Annotated in this window: 12 protein-coding genes; 8 read left to right on the top strand and 4 right to left on the bottom strand. The window is 40.9% G+C overall.

What is annotated here, in order from left to right:
• The first annotated feature begins 112 nt into the window (after positions 1 to 112).
• Positions 113 to 1357 carry a DUF642 domain-containing protein gene (locus AADY36_RS05210; protein WP_054561928.1) on the top strand — a complete coding sequence of 415 codons (1245 nt, stop codon included), beginning with the start codon at positions 113 to 115 and terminating at the stop codon, positions 1355 to 1357.
• Positions 1358 to 1418: 61 nt separating this feature from the next.
• Here AADY36_RS05210 and AADY36_RS05205 read toward each other — a convergent pair whose 3' ends face one another.
• Positions 1419 to 1949: a thioesterase family protein gene (locus tag AADY36_RS05205; RefSeq protein ID WP_054561929.1), complete on the bottom strand. Its 531-nt coding sequence runs from the start codon at positions 1947 to 1949 to the stop codon at positions 1419 to 1421.
• Between the two features lie 109 nt (positions 1950 to 2058).
• On the opposite strand from AADY36_RS05205, the gene AADY36_RS05200 reads away from it, so the two are divergent.
• Positions 2059 to 2547: a hypothetical protein gene (locus AADY36_RS05200; RefSeq protein WP_054561930.1), complete on the top strand. Its 489-nt coding sequence runs from the start codon at positions 2059 to 2061 to the stop codon at positions 2545 to 2547.
• Positions 2548 to 2612: 65 nt separating this feature from the next.
• On the opposite strand, the gene tyrR is transcribed toward AADY36_RS05200, so the two are convergent.
• The 3 genes from tyrR to bcsE all read right to left on the bottom strand — a co-directional run bounded on the left by tyrR (position 2613) and on the right by bcsE (position 7639).
• On the bottom strand, positions 2613 to 4169 hold the full coding sequence (gene tyrR, locus AADY36_RS05195; RefSeq protein WP_054561931.1) for a transcriptional regulator TyrR: 1557 nt from the start codon (positions 4167 to 4169) through the stop codon (positions 2613 to 2615).
• A gap of 94 nt (positions 4170 to 4263) precedes the next feature.
• Complete coding sequence (gene bcsG, locus AADY36_RS05190) at positions 4264 to 5844, bottom strand: cellulose biosynthesis protein BcsG (RefSeq protein ID WP_055198376.1); 1581 nt, start codon at positions 5842 to 5844, stop codon at positions 4264 to 4266.
• 169 nt (positions 5845 to 6013) lie between these two features.
• A complete protein-coding gene (bcsE, locus tag AADY36_RS05185) occupies positions 6014 to 7639 on the bottom strand; it encodes a cellulose biosynthesis protein BcsE (protein ID WP_342408622.1) in 1626 nt (541 codons plus the stop codon).
• Between the two features lie 121 nt (positions 7640 to 7760).
• Here bcsE and bcsR point away from each other — a divergent pair, with 121 nt between their 5' ends.
• The 6 genes from bcsR to AADY36_RS05155 are packed head-to-tail and all read left to right on the top strand — an operon-like array spanning position 7761 to position 18526.
• Positions 7761 to 7973: a BcsR/BcsP family cellulose biosynthesis protein gene (bcsR, locus tag AADY36_RS05180; protein ID WP_055021463.1), complete on the top strand. Its 213-nt coding sequence runs from the start codon at positions 7761 to 7763 to the stop codon at positions 7971 to 7973.
• Positions 7974 to 7983: 10 nt separating this feature from the next.
• Positions 7984 to 8706, top strand: coding sequence for a cellulose biosynthesis protein BcsQ (gene bcsQ / locus AADY36_RS05175; RefSeq protein WP_239964546.1), 723 nt, complete (start codon positions 7984 to 7986; stop codon positions 8704 to 8706).
• Positions 8696 to 11362 carry a UDP-forming cellulose synthase catalytic subunit gene (bcsA, locus tag AADY36_RS05170; protein ID WP_342408621.1) on the top strand — a complete coding sequence of 889 codons (2667 nt, stop codon included), beginning with the start codon at positions 8696 to 8698 and terminating at the stop codon, positions 11360 to 11362. The genes bcsQ and bcsA overlap by 11 nt, the downstream gene beginning before the upstream one ends.
• Positions 11359 to 13608: a cellulose biosynthesis cyclic di-GMP-binding regulatory protein BcsB gene (gene bcsB, locus AADY36_RS05165; protein WP_342408620.1), complete on the top strand. Its 2250-nt coding sequence runs from the start codon at positions 11359 to 11361 to the stop codon at positions 13606 to 13608. Before bcsA ends, bcsB begins: the two co-directional genes overlap by 4 nt.
• Positions 13608 to 14723 carry a cellulose synthase complex periplasmic endoglucanase BcsZ gene (gene bcsZ, locus AADY36_RS05160; protein ID WP_342408619.1) on the top strand — a complete coding sequence of 372 codons (1116 nt, stop codon included), beginning with the start codon at positions 13608 to 13610 and terminating at the stop codon, positions 14721 to 14723. The genes bcsB and bcsZ overlap by 1 nt, the downstream gene beginning before the upstream one ends.
• Positions 14714 to 18526, top strand: a complete 3813-nt coding sequence (locus AADY36_RS05155; protein ID WP_342408618.1) for a cellulose synthase subunit BcsC-related outer membrane protein — start codon at positions 14714 to 14716, stop codon at positions 18524 to 18526. The genes bcsZ and AADY36_RS05155 overlap by 10 nt, the downstream gene beginning before the upstream one ends.
• Positions 18527 to 18603: the final 77 nt, after the last annotated feature.

The following is an 18603-nucleotide window of genomic DNA, read 5'->3' as shown; positions in this document are numbered from 1 at the left end:
CGTAAAATCACCGCAAATCCGGCTTGTTCCTTAATTGAACAAAAGTCATTTAAAGCAGTAAAATTATACTATTCAATATTAATTTTATGTTAATCACCTAACGGAGAGTGTCATGAAAAGCTTGGTTACTAAACTAGCAATTTTACCTTTAGCTATTGCATCAACGATCGCAATGGCTGGCACAAATTTAGTAGAAAACGGATCATTTGAAAATACAGATACAGTGACCGATCACAATGGTCAATGGCAGTTATTTGATGTAATACCTGGTTGGACTCGTAGTACTAACGCTAAATTTGAAATTCAAACCAATAAACTTGGCATTGTTCCTGCGCAAGATGGTGAGCAACTCATTGAGCTTGATTCAACAGCCAACTACAGTATTTCGCAAGCAATTGCGACGACTGCTGGGAATCAATATGAAGTGAGCTTTTACTATTCTGCACGTGTAACAGGCAATGAACAAACAAATAAAGCAGAAGTTTTCTGGAATAGTGAATCATTAGCCGTTGTCAACAGCAGCACAAAAGGCTGGACTAAATACAGCTTTACAGTTGAGGCTGACAGCGCAAGCTCAGTGTTAAGCTTTGCAGGCGCGGGGACATCTGATTCAGTAGGTGCATTCATTGATAACGTCGTAGTGACTGAAATTCCGGCACCATGTGCAGTTGTAACCGGTTTATATGGTATTAATAACTTTGGTTCTGAGACTGAAGGCTATGTGTATCACTTTAACCCAGAATCAAGCGCTGTAACGGTTGTTGCAGGTCTTAACAATACAGCATCAAATATTGCTAGCAAAGACGGTATGCTGTACTTCATGGAGCAACTTGATAAAAGCAGCAAAGCGTCAAAAATCTATAGCCTAGATTTAGCCACTGATACGCAAGCTGAAGTTGCCGATGCGACATCATTCCCTATTTATCGCTCAACAGTGACTGCGGATGGTCTGTCTTTACGTGCGACAAGCAAAACATACATGTATGATTTTGACCTAACTACAGGTGAAAAAACGGTATTAGGTAAACTATCGTATGAAGGCGACTCATTCTCTGATGGCGACATCGCTTATTCAAGTGACTACAATGTACTTTACGTATTAACTGGTAAAGCACTTTACACATTAGATGAAGGCAGCCTTGAGTTAACTCAAATCGGTGAGCACGGTGTTAACTGGGCGTCAGGTATTGCGATTGCTGATGACGGTACAATTTATATTTCAGGTAGAGAAAGCGGCGAGAATGCAAAAATCTACACCTTAGATCAAAACACCGCTGAAGCGACATTCGTAATGGATGGTCCAGCACACGTAAACGACTTAACGTTTGTTAGTGAAGCAGTTTGCGCAGCAGAGTAAACTGTGTTTAAAGCCATAAAATGCCAGCTTAGCTGGCATTTTTTTTAGCTAATCTTAGGTATCACTTATTAGTGAGCTTCTTTTGCTCTAACATTTCTTTCCAGTGCATCACTTCTGCTGGCAAAATAGGGGCAACACCGCTAAAGCCCGCAACTTCAAGCATCTCTTCAACGCTGACTACACCTTTTTTGCGTTTAAATACACCACGCACATAAGCAATTGCATGCAAACCTCTTTCTGAATGAAATTTTTGCTCAATGTAAAAGTATTTATGATCCCAGCCAACCAAGCGAGTGCTAACTGTGTACTTTTGCATTGGCTTTATATCGCGAATATAGGTAATTGCAGTTGCATTAACGATTGGAAACCAGCGGCGCTTCATTATGTGCTTTAACAAGCCTACTCGCTCAGTCATCCAAGTACGGGCAAGGTCCATCATTGCTAAGTAGCGAGAATTAGTCAGATGGAAGTTAATATCGCAATCGGTCGGTAACGCTTTGAATTCAATATCAATCGTGTCTAACAATTGTTGATAATCACGATTACGTTTAATTTTAAAAAACAGCAGTATTAGTCGAAAATAGAGGTTCACGGTAAAGGTCTAACCAGTTGATGATGCACAAAGTGTATCACAGCGTATTGCTAAGGCGAATATTCTGCTCTAATCTGTGCATATATTAGTATAAAAAAAGAATAACCTAATGAAATTATTTAGTTTGGTCACTCTGTTTTCAGCCAGTTTATTTACCAGCTCTGCCTTTGCAGATTTTAACTTTGCTGGGGATGGAACCTTAAAGTACCCAACGGGTGTTGAAAAAGCCTTTAAATTTGGCTTTGCTTGGCAACAAGATGCTGAAAAGTTCACTATTGGTGATAAAAGCTATGATATGTCATTACCTGAGTCATATTCTGTGGCGATTACACTCAGCAAAGACGAGCAACAGGTATGGGTTCAGGAATTTAATAATGGCTTTATTGAAGGCTTCAACTGGCAAATTGCTGATCACACCCTAAAACTCGAAAAGCGCAAATTCAGCGATTCAGTCAAAGGTGATTATGTTATCAGCCTTGATAATCGAGACTACTTTTTTGCCCGCAATAACATCAGTGTTGTTATTAAGTTCGACGATGAGGGTATTAAAAGTATCGCCATTGATGGTGTCACCAAAGATATGGGTACCAAACAATAGTTTTTAATCGAAAAAAAAAGGCTTAGGTTTTACCTAAGCCTTTTTTGCTTAATTAAACTATATAATTAAACCTTCACTGTCTTACGATTAATCCCATAATCGCGCAGCTTATTTGCTACTGCAGTGTGACTCAAACCTAATCGCTTAGCGAGCTGGCGAGAGCTTGGATAAGCGGGGTAAAGCTTGCGAAGTAATGTCGCCTCAAAACGTTTTACCGCTTGGTCTAAGGTTCCTTCAAAGTCAGACTCAAGATAACCTAAATCATGAGTAAATGTTGGTAACTGCAGGTGCTCAATACGCAGTTCGTTATCATCTAGCAAGGATACCGCACGATAAATCGCATTTTCTAATTGGCGCACGTTACCCGGCCATGGGTAATCTTGTAAAAAACGTAAACAATCCTCAGACATCACAGGCACAGAATGACCATTTTGCTGGGCATACTTTTGAATAAAGTGCTCTGCTAGCGGGCCGATATCTGCTTTTCTATCACGTAATGGGGCTATTTCTAAGGTCAAAACATTAATTCGGTAATAGAGATCTTCTCTAAATGTTCCCTCTTGCACCATCGCTGGTAAATCTTTTTGTGTTGCGGCAACAATACGCACATTTACTTTTACTTCGTTTTCATCACCGACTTTTCGGAAGGTACCGTCTTGTAAAAAACGTAGTAGCTTAGTTTGTAGCTGAGTCGACATTTCACCAACTTCATCTAAAAACACTGTGCCACCATCAGCTTGCTCTAAAACGCCGCGTTTTGGTGCCGCGTTTTCTTCATAGCCTGCGTAACCAAATAGTTCAGACTCAGCGACATCATCAGGCAACGAAGCACACGACAAAGCGATAAACGGTTTTACTGAGCGGTTTGATGCGTAATGACAAGCACGAGCAAGTAGCTCTTTACCTGTACCTGTTTCACCAGTAATCAGGATTGGCGCTTCAAGTTGTGCCATTTTACGCGCTTCACGAACCACACGGCGCATTGCAGTACTAAAGTTATGTATGGTTGCAAAACTTTCTTGGCCATAACGACGGAACGCACTGACTTGTTGGCCTAAGCGACTTTGTGATTTGATATTGATAACTGCACCGGCTAACACATCCCCTTCAGCACCTTGGGGGACTGAAATAGGAAGAATATCGGCAATAAAGTCTTCGCCAGCTACTTCAACTCGGGTTGTTTGACCAAGTACTTCTTTGCCTTCTAACCAACGCGTAAAATTAAAGCCTTTGAGCAAATTATTAATGTTAGCGCCAATCACTTCGCTTTCAGATAATTGCAAGTCGCGACAAGCGGCATCATTACATAAACGCACCCAGCCTTTAGCGTCAATAGATATCACACCGTCTGGCAATGCACGTAGTAATGTATTTAACTCATTATGCTCTCGCTCAGAAGGTAAAAATGCAGTTGTACGAACGTCTTTCACGCCATCTATCAAACGGATAGATGGCATAATTTTTTGGAATTGTTCAAACTCAATAGGCGGAAAGCTCACGTACATTCGACAATTAACCGAATCTACCTCGATGCCTTTTAAATCAACTTGGTAACTAACCAAGATATTGAGAATCTCTTGTGCGATACCAATTCGGTCAGCACAGTGGATATCTAAACGCATTACATCCTCAAAAAACGGGAACCTATAGTATGAGAATAATACGCTAACTCCCTGCAGCTGGGTAGTCTATTGTAAACAATTTTGGACAAATAACTTAATTAGTCGGGTACTTGGTCCATTCTCCACCATCTAATTGGATGTAAGGCTGCCCTTTTATATACATCATTACCGTATCCTCATTCTCGGCGACCTTGGCTGAAGTTGGTAAATTATCAAGCACTCGGTTAATGGGTACCGACCCTGTGAACAAATCTAACTTCATCGTATTATTGATTAACTCTGATAATGAAAAATAACTCATTGTTTCATCAACGACATTCAGCCCATCATGCTTTATATCAGGACCGATGAATTTAACCGCTGTTGGCACTGAAACTATTGAAGGGCTCGGAATTTCGCGCAAACCAGAGAATTGTAGTTTATCACCCTGTAAGGCAGCCCCATGCTCAGGCACAACCACCAGCATTACGTTTCGACCTTGTGCTTTTAACTCAGTTATAAACTTATCGATGTCATTAAATAAGCGCTGTTGTCTAAGCGGATAGCTTTCAAAGCTATTCATACGTTCACGACCAGCAAGTTGATTGCCATCGTGTAAGCTAATGGTGTTGTAGTAAAGAGCCCTAGGCTGCTCACTCGAACCTTGCTTTTTCAACCAATTAGTGAGTATATCCGCATCAGAATAAATCGGTTTGCCATCGAAACCATACTGCGCAGCACTAAATTGGCTAAAATCCAGTTTTGGCACAGAAACACCACCGTATTGTCTAATCAAACCAATAAAGTCATCAAAATGTCCATCGTGGTTAAGAGCCACACTGGTTTTATAGCCAAGCTCAGCAAGGTTAGTGAATAGCTGACATTGCTTATCAACAGGTTTAAATAGTTGCTCTTGACTTGTTTGCCCGCAACTTGCTCGTAATAGTCGAATTGCCGCAGGACCACTGTACGACGTTGCTGAGTTAAATTGGCTAAACAAAATATCAAAATCAGCAAATAAGTTACGTGGCTCAACACCAATTGCATTTAAATCAGCCGTCGCTAAAGAGCAAATATTTAGCACAACAACATCAAATGGCTGGCCATTAAATACGTCAGGAAACTGGCTTTGTAGTAAATTCTGTTGCTGGTAAAAGTCTTGTAACTGTTGATCCGGTGTCTTTTGTTTTGCTGTATCAGAAACTAAAACGGGTACTTGTTTTTTTGTAGTTTGGTTATTGCTAGCAACTTGAGTTGTAACCTCATCACTCGTAACAGCCCCACCTAACCAAAACGCATACATAAAGCCAATTATTGAAATACTGGTGTAACGCAACCACTTCACAGTAAACCAATAAAAAACCACTAAAGCAAAGAGCGCAAAAATCATATCGAGGCTAGCAACGCGCGCTGTGATCTCAAAAAAGTAGCCGATGCTAAAGTCTTGTACATTGCCAGCTTGCTTGGTGAGCCTGGAAATCGGGGGCAACCACGAGTCGTGATACAACAAGGCCACTCCTACCACCACACACATAGCGTGTTTGATACGAGATAACCATACATGTTGAAAAGAGATCGCTAGAAAAGCAAAAAATGCTAAGTTTGCAAATAAATCAAAAGAAATATCACCTCGGCTATACAGAACAAACTTAACTAGAAAGTATAAATTCCAAATACCTAATCCTGAAAGCCTCACTTGTTATCCTTCTTGTGTCGTTTTGGCGTATAGGGCGTTAATAATACATGCCTAAATGTTAGTTTTCGGTAGAGCACGACTACTTTATTAAACAATACCTTACCTGTATTACTTAGCAAAATGCCGATTAACATTGCGATGATAAAAGTAATAAAAAACTGGTTTAAGCTCATGATAGCTCACCTTTTAAGGTCACTTTAATTGGCTCAGATATAGGTCGAATCACTTTTTTAAATTCCGGTGTCTCTGTATTTAAATTTGCAATGTCTGCTATTTTTGTATCAAAAATGTAACTGACGTTTTCTTGTAATTGTTGGGTAAAGTCGGTTATTTCAGTATTAGCAAAATGACGTTGCATACGGCGACATTCTTGCTGAATATAAAAATGATCAGCAATGACATTTTTTGACATAAAAAAGTCGCTTATCTGTAATTTAAATAAGTGTTTAATCGCACTTTCCACATCGTGCTCTCGACAAGCATGTAGATAAAGGTAAACCGTGCCATCAGCAAAACTAAAAATATCCCCTTCACGTTTTACATGAAATAAATGTAATGGGTGTATGGCATCAATACGCGGTAAAAGCTGCAACATAACAAGCACGCCACTTACACCCAGATTGGCAGCTGAGTCACTATGTTTAGCAACCTGCTGTACGAACTTATCTGGAGGCAAATAACCTTTAGCCAATACATTTTCACTGTATTTTAGAACATCATCAATAGATTTCGGTAGTGGCCTTGTAAACTGAAACCCTTGAATTGACTGAATTTGTGACAGTAAACGCGAAGGCTCAGAATAACTATATAAAATAAGGTTAACCCCTAAAGTTAAAAATAAGCACTCGTCTTGGTGACGAATAATGCCATCAACATTTTGAATTACTAATTTCAGTCGGCGACCACATTTCTTTCGAAGAGAGAAGCAATCTTTGGCTAACGCTTTTAAATCAGTGTATCGGGTAACTGCAAAAACTAACGTCGCTGATTTTTTGGTAAGCCCTTTAGAAAAAAGAGCATCATTATCATCAATTATTTTATAAAACACGGGTAGCTTTGTACCCTCAGGTACAGCACTGCGAGTTAGCCATACCTCGTCTTCATCAAAGTCTTGCTCCGTTGCTTGCGACTTATCATCAGCCTCTTGCTCTACCTCAACTAATGCAAGTTGACCATCATGAAGCTGTAAATTAACCGAACGCCCAGCTATGACACCTTCTTTATGACACCAATAATCATACTCAAGAGTGCGAATTGATGCCTCTTGAGTTATATAAATAAGGCCATCAAAGAAACGGTTTAAGGCTAATAACTGACGTCTCAATTCACTGACATAAGCACCTGACATTAAAAACACTAAAGTGACATTTTTTGATTGTGACAAAGCAACATAGAGCTTGAGTTTTTCACCAAGCTGCTGTTCGTTCAAAGAGACTAAATGTTCTGAATCGACATGCACGATAACCGTACTGTTTTTCAGTTGCTCATACTGTTTTATTTCGTTAATAACACCACGGGAAAAATGCAAACTTTTTGATACATTCTCATTATGATGTAAATGGAAAGGACTTAGTACCCCTTGTTCGAACAAGGTAAATAATAACTCGCTTCTCTCTCCTTCGAAAAATAATTCGACTTGTTCAGAAAGCAAAAAAACCGAGTCTTTATGATTGGTTAAAAGATGCCTTGTTAACTCTAATAGCTGATTATCTAGCGGGGCAAGTAAAGCATAGTTTGCGCCTCGCTTTAGCTCAGAGAAAGCTCCGTTTAGTCCTGTAATATTTAAATGAGGCACCAACAAACCCTTAAAAAAGATACTTTAGTACTAGTTTTAAACGCTATTCTATATATAATGCAGATTATGTCCATGGATCGTGAACATTTTTAAGCTAATTTTTCTCATAACGGTTTTTTAGATGAATGACTTTGCAGTAAAAAATTCACATACCTTAACTCAATACGATATTGAAAAGCTGTTACGCCAATTTGGCGGCAAGGAAACGGATTATGTTGAAATTGTTGATGTTGAAAAAAATCGCAAAACGATTGAAAAGTACCCTTTGCTTAACGATATCGCATTAGCAACAACACAAACACAGAGCACGAAAAAATTAACAAAAACGCAATAAAGAATCATAAATGAAGCGAATTTTTTTAAAAGGAATTAAAGGTGGCACTGGTACAACATCTATTGTGGCCAACCTTGCTTGTGCTTTGAGAAAATCAAATGTGCCTGTGTATGCCATCGATTTAGATCCAAAAGGCGACTTAGGCCTACACCTTGGTCTTGCTTGGGAGCATCAGCTAGGCTGGAGTGATTACCCAAACTTTGCCTCTGCATGTGAGCAGTTTCACCAAGATAACGACGGCGTAAAGTTTTTACCCTATGGCAGCCGTTCGAACTTAGGGTTAGACTTTTCAAGCGTTATAGAGAGTTGTCAGCAGCTTAATGACAGCGATGACAGCTGGTTTTTATTTGACTGCCCAGCCCATGTTGATGTGCACCGCTATTCACTAAATGAAGACGATATATTCCTTGAGATTATTAATTGTGATGCTATTTGTCACAGTTTTGCTTTCAAACGTTTAAACACTCTAAAGCAGGCTGAATCATCTTGGCAGCATTATTTTTTAACCAATAAATATAATTCAGCCTCTGAGATTGAATCAGATTTATTGCAGCTTTGGCAAACTGAATTACCATTAATCGCACCTTTATATATCAATAAAGATGAAGTCATCAAAGAAGCAACTGCATTTAGAAATGTGGCGATTAACTGTGCTCCATACAGCGTTGCTAATGATGACTTTGAAACGCTAGCCGGTTGGCTTGTAAGCCGCGCGAGTCAGAATGACCAATAGCATCCATTCACTCGGTATCACACACCGACTACTTAAAGGTATTTTAGGGTTGTTTTTAACGAAGCAACTTGTGCGCTTCGTATTTATAAAATTTTATAGTTATTACAACCAACACAAAATGAGCCTATTGGGAGCGACTTTACTCCCCTTCTTTGTGCTTTTTTTGTCATTGTTTATTAAATTAGAAAACAATAAAAAGCGTGAGTTAAAGCTTAAACTTAAACGCTTGTATCCTCATGTTTCTCAACCAGTACTTACACCAAGCAATTGCATTCGGATTGCATTGCAAAGTGTGTACCTTGCGCTATTCAATACCACCACAACCTCACAGCAACATATCGCCGTTGAGCAGCGTAAATCTTGGCGTAAAATCACGCGATCAGCTCGCTTATTGAGACTGGCAGACAGTAAACTAGTACGCTCTTTTAAAGGGCTTTGGTTAGTTGCTAGAAAGCAAACAAAAACTAAATCATATAAAGCAGTGAGTCGCTCTCCACTTTGGAGAAACAGCACCTTAAAGGTCGCTTTTTTCACTCTCATTATTTTTGCGGTGGCTATATTTGTAACCGTGCCATTTAGTATTGAAGCGCAAGCAGTGTTCATTAGTTTAATTTTGGTTGTTGCTTATTCTCTAAGGCGGGTTGAAGGGAAAATGGCCACTATTGTGATGATCACCCTTTCTGTTACAACCTCGACACGTTATCTATGGTGGCGCTACACTGACACTCTTAACTGGGGTGACCCTTTAGCCCTTACCCTAGGGATTGGTTTGCTGCTTGCTGAAAGTTACGCTTGGTTAGTACTAATATTAGGCTTTTTCCAAACCATTAATCCATTAAACCGTAAACCGATCGCTTTAGATAAAGATACAACAAACTGGCCAACAGTTGATATTTATATTCCTACTTATAATGAGCCGCTTGATGTTGTGAAGCCAACAACAATCGCCGCGCAAGGTATTGACTGGCCTGCAGATAAGCTTAACATTTATATTTTAGATGATGGTAAGCGCCCTGAATTTGCACAATTCGCAAAGCAAATTGGTGTTGGTTATTTAACTCGTCCTGATAACAACCATGCCAAAGCCGGTAACATGAATCATGCGATGAAAGTTACTAATGGTGATTACATCGCTATTTTTGACTGTGATCACATCCCTGCTCGCTCATTTTTACAGATGACAATGGGACAGTTCATCAATGACAGTAAAGTGTGCTTAGTGCAAACACCTCACCACTTTTTCTCTGCCGATCCGTTTGAGCGCAACCTCAAAAACCATCGTAAAATCCCAAATGAAAATATGTTGTTCTATGGCTTAATTCAAGATGGCAATGATATGTGGGATGCGACCTTCTTTTGTGGTTCGTGTGCTGTTTTAAGGCGCAGTGCCCTTGAAGAAATCGGTGGTTTTGCCGTAGAAACCGTCACTGAAGATGCCCACACCGCGCTAAGAATGCAGCGCGCTGGCTACAAAACAACATATATTAATATTCCACAAGCCGCCGGCCTAGCTACAGATAGTTTATCTGCCCACGTCGGTCAACGTATTCGCTGGGCACGCGGCATGGCACAAATATTCCGATTAGATAACCCGCTGTTTGGTAAGGGCCTAAATATCGCGCAGCGCTTGTGCTATTTAAACGCTATGTTGCACTTTTTATCAGGCATTCCGCGAATTGTATTCTTAACAGCGCCACTGGCATTAATTTATTTTAATGCGCAAATTATCTATGCACCGTTTGTTGCCATCTTTCTTTATATTGTGCCAACCCTGTTACAGGTAAAAATAACCAACTCTCGAATTCAAGGTAAATACCGCTATTCATTTTGGGGCGAAGTTTATGAGTCAGTACTTGCTTGGTATATTTTAAAACCCACGACAGTTGCGCTTATCAACCCGAATAAGGGTAAATTTAACGTGACTGAAAAAGGCGGTTTAAACAAGCAAGATCACTACGATTGGACGATTTCAAAGCCTTATATAATCTTGTTGCTTGTTAACGTTTTGGGTATGACCTACGGCGTGTTTAGATTGCTCTTCGGCGATAGTTCACAAATAGGCGTACTCGTCATTAGCATGCTGTGGGCAAGCTATAACGTGATAATTTTAGGTGCAGCTGTGGCTGTTGCCGCTGAAGCCAAACAAGTACGCAGCTCACACCGCATTAAAGCAAATTTTCCTGCAGCTATTCGCCTTGCTAATGGCCGTACTATTAAAGTAAAAATTACGGACTACTCAAATAATGGTGTTGGTCTTGAAACTGACCATAATCACCTTTGCCGTGTAAATGATAAAGTCGAGCTACTCATGAGCCGTGGCTTGAAGCAGTTTTCATTCCCAGCTTATATCTGTAACACCCGCGATAAACAACTGGGTCTTACCCTCAGGGATTTAGATTTAGAAAAACAAAAAGCCTTTATTCAATGCACTTTCTCACGTGCTGATGCTTGGCTTGATTGGCAAGAAAACTTTAAACACGACAAGCCTTCATACAGCTTTTCTCACGTTTTTTATACCAGTCTAAGAGGCTTTAAGAACTTGATTTTCCATGCCCCAAATGAATTAAGACCCGCGATTGCGTTTGCATCAAGAGTCTTGTACTTTGTGGCGTCGCTATTACCTAAAAAACCAACAAAAGTACTAAAAACATCATGATAAAAACTTTTTTAACCTTGTTATTAGCTTTTGGCACACTCGGCATATCTGGCTGGGCGATAAGTGCTGAGCCTCTCTCTAATAAAGCGATTTTTGATGATGGTTACCCAGAGCAAGCACCAATTGAAAGCATGACGCTAAGCTTTGAAAAGCTTGGTTTAAGCAAGTTCAAGCTTGATGGAGTGAGTAATAGTACCCGTGTTGATTTTACAAACCGCCTCGATAAATTAGGGAAAAAACTGACTCTAGACTTTTCATACACAACCTCACCATCACTTATTGGCCGTGTCTCACATTTGAAAATTTTCTTAAATGAAAACCTTGTCACTGTGCTACCTATTGATGATAAGACAACGCCAATTGGCACAGTCTCTGAGCGCAGCATTGTTCTTAACCCTAAGCTAATTAAAGATTTTAACCAAATTCGCTTCGAACTAGTCGGTTTTTACGATCTGGTTTGTCAGGATGACTATAGTAAAACAATATGGGCCGAGCTTAGTAAAAGCAGCCGTATTTCTATTGACCGTCAGTCACTTGCTCTTGAAAGCTTACTTGAGTATTTCCCTGCACCATTTTTTGATTCGCGAGATTACAACAAGGTCACTTTGCCATTTGTGTTTGCGTCACAACCTGATGAAAACACACTCGAAGCAGCGGCTGCACTATCAAGCTTTTTTGGCGCTCAAGCAAAATGGCGCAAAGCACAGTTCCCTGTGCAAATTAATGCAACACCGACAGAACATAGTGTCGTATTCGCAACAAACGACAACAAGCCTGATTTTTTATTGAATTACCCTGATGTTGAAAAGCCAACTGTAGAAATTATCAGCAGCCCTACTCAGCGCTACGCCAAAGTACTGCTTATTTTAGGTAAAGACACAGCACAATTGAAAGAAGCCGTAGTAGGTTTAGTCTTTGGCTATAAAGTAATGACAGGTCGCAGTGCAACCATTGATGCAATTAGCAACTTACCGCTTCGAGAAGCCTACGATGCGCCACTGTGGGTGCGTTCTGATCGCCCAGTAAGCTTTGATGAATTTATTGAATACCCAACTCAGCTGCAATCGGAAGGCTATCGCGGTCTACCTGTTCGGTTAGACTTGCGTTTTGCACCAGATTTATTCACTTGGCGTGAAAATGGTATTCCTATTACCTTGAATTACCGCAACACGCCTGTTGAGCAAAACATGTTGTCGCGTTTGAATATGTTGATTAACGGTAAGTTTGTGGATGGTTTTATTCTTGATAACGAAGGTGGTAAAACGATTACAACCGATACCTTGTTACCGCTTTTATCTGAATTCAATCCAACCAAAACTCGTCAAGACTTTGAGCTAACAGGGTTAGATTTAACAACAAATAACCAGCTGACTTATGATTTTAATTTTGCAGTCGTAAAAACCGGTGAGTGTAGCGCCATTCCTGCAGGCGGTGAATTTGGTGCAATTGATGGCAGCTCTACCATTGATGTAAGTGACTTCCATCACTATATTGCCATGCCAAACCTACGCGCCTTTGCAAATGGCGGTTTCCCATTCACCAAATATGCCGATTTACACCAAAGTACGCTTGTAATGGAAGCTAACAGCTCAGTTAACGCGATTAGTTTATTGCTTAATTTCACAGGTCATTTGGGTGCCATAACAGGCTACCCAGCGCACCGTTTAGACATTCAATTTCCAAGTAACCAATTGGCGCTAAACGATAAAGACATTATTATTATTGGTAAGCCTGACTCTTTCTTAAACTCACTTGCCAAAGACAGCGCCCTAAGTGTGCTTATCAACAACAACCAACGCATTGTTGATCAAGCTATCTATAATGGTGCCTACGACACTAAAGGTGCTGAAAAAATTAAAGTAAATATAAGCAGCATTGGTCGTTTAGCCGTGATGTCCGGGTTCCAGTCACCGTTTGATTCAGACCGCTCAGTAGTCTCTTTGATTGCCAGTAATGAAAATGCTTTTGCACTTCTCACTGATGCTCTACTGAATAATGATAAAACAGCTCAAATAATGGGAAGCTCAGCCATTATCAATAGCCAAGGCATCAAAACGATTAAAACCGATGAACAGTATTTTGTCGGTCACGTGCCTATTCATACCCTCATTTGGTTCCACTTTTCAGACCGCCCAGTATTGTTAGCGATTCTATCACTACTAACCCTATTACTTATTTCATTTATGTTGTGGCGAGTGCTCGCGCTACTTACCAAAAAACGTTTATCTGAAGGAGATCAGGCATAATGAAAACTATCGCTTCTTTACTATTCGTTTTTGTTTTTTCAAACAACGCCTTAGCTCAGTTAAGCTGCAGCGCTTGGCCGCAATGGAATAACTTTAAAACTCACTTCATTACACCAGAAGGACGCGTAATTGATTTGGGTAGTGATTACAGTATTACCACCTCAGAGGGGCAATCTTATGCGTTATTCTTTGCTTTACTTGCCAATGATAAAGCCAGCTTCGATAAGTTGCTTGAGTGGACTGAAGTACATCTTTCTGAAGGTGATTTAAGTACCCGTTTACCAGCGTGGCAATGGGGAATAAAGCAAAATCAAGGACAAATCCTTGATTCAAATCCAGCTTCTGATTCAGATTTATGGATTGCTTATACCCTGTCGCAAGCAGCTATCTTATGGAATGAAAGACGCTACGCAGTGCTCAGCTCAGTGCTTGCTGAGCGCATCATTCGTGAAGAAACAGCGCAAATACCAAACCTCGGTCTGACTCTATTACCTGGGCCAACAGGCTTTGAAAAAGACAGTAGCTGGAAATTAAATCCAAGCTATGCACCGCTATTTATATTTGCGCAATTTGCACACCTATATCCGCACTCGCCTTGGCAAACATTACACGATAACTCGGCGCAGTTATTAATAGATACAGCACCAAAAGGCGTGAGCCCTGATTGGGTTAATTACAGCGTGGAAAAAGGCTTTTATCATGATAAAAGCGCCCCTGCTACAGGTAGTTATAATGCGATCCGCGTCTACCTTTGGGCCAGTATGATGGCAGAAGATGCCACCTATAAAAATGCCCTTACACAGCAGTTTAAACCTTTTGTTGATAGCATTGTTTCTTCAGGCAAAGTGCCATTAGAAATCAATGCAGTCTCAGGCAAAACGGCAGGCAACGCCCCAAGTGGTTTTGTTGCCGCCTTATTGCCATTGCTTGCTGAAGATAATGCATCACAAACTGTGACAGCTTTACAACAGCAAATAATGATGGATACCCGCTTTACCACCAGCCGCTACTACGACAGCGTGTTGTATTTATTTGGTAACAGCGCATTGAACAAACGTTTTAGTATTGATAAAAACGGGGCTTTAACAACTAACTGGAGCAATGAATGCCGATAAAGTGGCTACTTGCTGCAGTTTTAGCAAGCTCCAGTGCATCCGCAGCAATAAACAAAGACCTTGATAGTCAATCAATTGATTGGTTAATTAGCCAAGTACAACTTGGTGAAATTGAGCGTGATAATCAATTGATGAGCGACAGCTTAGAAAAGCTGCAAAGCATTGCACCTAAAAATACTCAAGTGCAATGCGCTGAGGTGCGCGTTTTATATAGCCTCAAAGAAACCGACAAAGCCAATGCGCATTTAGCAGAGCTTAGTAACCTATCACATCCGTGCGTAACAAGCTTAACCCTACTTGCACGCGTCAATAACCAAGACAAAGAAGCGGTTCAACAAGCCAGGCTTCGTGCCAGGGCCGGACAATACAGTGACGCGGTAAAAATCTACAATCGGCTATTTAAATCCGCCTACCCTAATATTGAATATGAGCTGGAGCACATAAACTGGCTTGCTCAAGATCCAAATCAATATCAGCAAGCACTGCGCGGTTATCGTTCTTTACTAAAACGCTACCCAAATAGTGGCCGTTTTGAGCTTGCCTACGCAAGACATCTGTTAAAACAAAACCCAACAAACAAAGAAGCCATAGAATTACTGAGCCATTATGCACACAGTAACCAATATGCTGTTGAAGCTGAGTTTGCGTGGCTTGCAGCCCTTGAGGATATGCCGCTTAATAAACAAACTGAGCGCGAATATCAGCGTTACTTTGCAGCCTACCCTAAAAGCAGTAAAGGTCAGCTACAATTTAGTGACTTTAAAAAAGCGCATTTAGCTGAACAAAAAAAGCAAGCAGACCCTGCGTATCAGACATGGCTTAAGGGCAGTGTCGAACTTGAAAAACGCCACTTTGATACAGCAGAAAAGCTTTTTAATAAAGCACTGCGAGGTCGTCCTCAAGATCCTGAAATATACAATAGCTTAGGTTTATTGAACTTAAGGCAAGGTCGTAATGCCAATGCTTACCAGTACTTTAAAAAAGCTCAAAAATACAGCATAGATGCAAACCGTATAACAGTTTTAAAAGGCCTCGCCAATACTGCTCGTTTTTGGCAATACATAGATGAAGCTAAATCAGCCATTAGTAGCAATGAACTCAAACAGGCTGCGCTTAAGCTGGATTTAGCTGACACCTTAAATGAAGACCCTAATACGGTATTGTTTTACCGTGCTGAACTTGCCAAACAAGCAGGCCAACTGCAAAACGCAATGAACCTTTATAAGCAAGTGCTAAAAGACGACCCTCTGCAACAGCCTACTTTGCGTGCCATGCTTGAATTGACCGCCTCAGATGGTAATTATGCTCGTAGTCATCGTTTTTATAATGGCTTAACTCGTCAGCAACAGGCATTAATTGCTGAAGATTATACCCTATTACAAACACAGCAACTGAGAACCCGCGCTGATGAGCTTACTGCTGAAGGTAAGCTAGATGAAGCAGTTGATGTGCTACTTATGGCAATCAAACAAAGCCCACGTCAAAGCTGGCTTTACTACGACCTTGCAAATTTATATCAACAACAAGGTTTAGTTGATCATGCCAAAGCTCTGTATAAAAAAACCTTGTGGCAATTTCCGCTAGATGCAGATTTGCGTTATAGCCATGCACTATTTTTACGTTCGTTGAACGATTACCAAGGAGCACTGGCAACCTTAGATTACATTCCTAATAACGCGCGCACTGAACAAATTAATGTGCTTACAGAGCAGCTAAGTATTAATACCAAACTAGAAAGGCTCTCTGCCAACAATACAGCCACTAATAAAGCCACGGTGATTTATAAGCTCACCGAGTTAGAAGCACAGCCATTAACACCTTTAATGCAAGCTGAGCTTGCCAGTCAATGGCAACAAATTAATGAGCAGCAGTATGCAATAAGGCAACTGAAAAAAGCTCTTACTCGTGACCCAAGTTTGAGCCCATATTGGCACATGACATATGCAAATTGGCTAATTGAAAGCAACGATAAAAACGCTGCTGATAGCTGGTTTGCAGACTATCAACTGCCGAGTAACGCAACCGATGCAGAGCAATCACAATGGTTAGCACTACAAGTTAATTACGTTAATCGCTTTAATGATAGTAACCAACGAGTTGCTAAGCTCTCAGAGCTTGCAACACGTTACCCTGATAACCCAGAACTGTCAGAGGCGCTGATCAATGCTCATATCGAGCAAGGCAATAGTAATCAGGCCATTATCCGCTTTGAGCAGCACGTTGCAAAAGGACAAACTGTGTCAACGGATACTGCTTTAGCTATTGCGACACTTGCTCGTCAGCAACAAAGAGATGGTTTAGCAGATCGCATCATTGCTGGGCAAATTAATCAGCTTTCAAGTGAGCAAAACTATCGTCAGCAGCAATTAATGGCAGCCCTTGAACAATTTGAAGATACACAAAGTGCGATAAATCTAGCTGAGCAATTGCTAGCTAAATCAAACAACAACCAAGAGCTTTATTATCAAGCAGCAGCGCTTGCGCAAGCTAAGCAACAAACTACGCTTGCTCAAAGCTGGTACCGCGCTGCAGTTGATCCAGATACGGCAACGAGCACCTTAAGCGATGAGCAGAACTATGAACTGTATGCCCTTGATGAAAATGAAGCTTGGTATGTCAATAATGCCAAGCGTCAATTGCAAGGTATTGAGCGCGATGAGCAAGCGTATATCACTGCTGCAATCAACTTAAGTAGCCAAACCAGCACACAAAATGAGTCCACACTGGGCGCTGGTGCAACGCCTATTGAAGCAGGTTTCCCGCTATGGGGTGGCACTGGGATTGTGAAATTAGACCCAATGACAATATCGAGCCAAGAAACCCGCTTTGATGAAACCTTTGCTGGTAGCCGCTATGGTCAAGGAGCCCTGTGTATTTTTGACTGCCCACTTTTAAGTATAAAACCAAAGCAACAAGGTATAGATGTTGGCCTTGCTTGGCAAAACGAGCAATGGCGAATTGATGTTGGTACCACTCCACTTGGCTTTTTAGTCGAAGATATCGTGTGGGGCGTTAATTACAATGGTGATTTAGGCGACTTTGGTTATGGCATCACGTTTAATAAACGCCCGGTTACCAGCTCTGTATTATCTTACGCCGGACTTGAAGATGTCTTTACCAACCAAGTATGGGGCGGTGTTAGAGCTACGCAATTACAACTTAGTCTATCTCATGACCTTGGCCTAGATTGGGGTTTTTGGGGCAGTACTAACTATCAAATCTTGCAAGGTAAAAACGTCAAAGACAACCAAAGCTACAGCCTAATGGGTGGCAGTTATTATCGTTATATTCGCGAAAGAAACACCGAATTAAGTCTAGGCCTTAACTTATTACACTGGTCGTATAAGTATAATTTAAGTGAAGAAACCTGGGGACATGGTGGCTATTACAGTCCACAAAACTACTTGGGCGCTTCATTACCTGTGATTTTTGATAAGCGAGTTGGTCATAATTTTGTATACCGACTGCGCGCTGGCGTATCTTGGTCAACCACCACGACAGACGACATCGCATTTTTTCCTAACGACCCTATTTTGCAAGGCCAAGCAGAGGCTCAAACAGCTGTTACGGGCGTTGTACCTTACTTTGAAGGCGATACCAGCAATGGTTTATCGTATAACTTAGGGGCAAGTTTTGAGTATCGATTCACGCCTCATTGGTTCTTTGGTGGTTACGTCAACTTAGATAGAGCCGATTTTTACGAGCCGAATTATGCTCAGCTGTACTTTCGTTATTACTTTAATCCGGTGTATAGCGAACTGGCTTTCCCGGGTAAACCTGTTGTGCCTTATGCAAGCTACTAACTGTCGCATCACAAGGGGCAAGTGTCGCAAGTTCTTCCCCTCTCCATAAGGTCTATGTATACTGTAGCGCACTTGTA

Source organism: Pseudoalteromonas sp. D15MCD-2, from assembly GCF_038562745.1.
Taxonomy (GTDB): Bacteria; Pseudomonadota; Gammaproteobacteria; order Enterobacterales; family Alteromonadaceae; genus Pseudoalteromonas.
This window is presented reverse-complemented; position numbering and strand designations above follow the sequence as displayed.

Bases quoted from the DNA above. Each gene is read 5' to 3' on its own strand.
- AADY36_RS05210 (WP_054561928.1), top strand. From the start codon at position 113: ATGAAAAGCTTGGTTACTAAACTAGCAATTTTACCTTTAGCTATTGCA.
- AADY36_RS05200 (WP_054561930.1), top strand. From the start codon at position 2,059: ATGAAATTATTTAGTTTGGTCACTCTGTTTTCAGCCAGTTTATTTACC.
- tyrR (WP_054561931.1), bottom strand. From the start codon at position 4,169: ATGCGTTTAGATATCCACTGTGCTGACCGAATTGGTATCGCACAAGAG.
- bcsR (WP_055021463.1), top strand. From the start codon at position 7,761: ATGAATGACTTTGCAGTAAAAAATTCACATACCTTAACTCAATACGAT.
- bcsQ (WP_239964546.1), top strand. From the start codon at position 7,984: ATGAAGCGAATTTTTTTAAAAGGAATTAAAGGTGGCACTGGTACAACA.
- bcsA (WP_342408621.1), top strand. From the start codon at position 8,696: ATGACCAATAGCATCCATTCACTCGGTATCACACACCGACTACTTAAA.
- bcsB (WP_342408620.1), top strand. From the start codon at position 11,359: ATGATAAAAACTTTTTTAACCTTGTTATTAGCTTTTGGCACACTCGGC.
- bcsZ (WP_342408619.1), top strand. From the start codon at position 13,608: ATGAAAACTATCGCTTCTTTACTATTCGTTTTTGTTTTTTCAAACAAC.
- AADY36_RS05155 (WP_342408618.1), top strand. From the start codon at position 14,714: ATGCCGATAAAGTGGCTACTTGCTGCAGTTTTAGCAAGCTCCAGTGCA.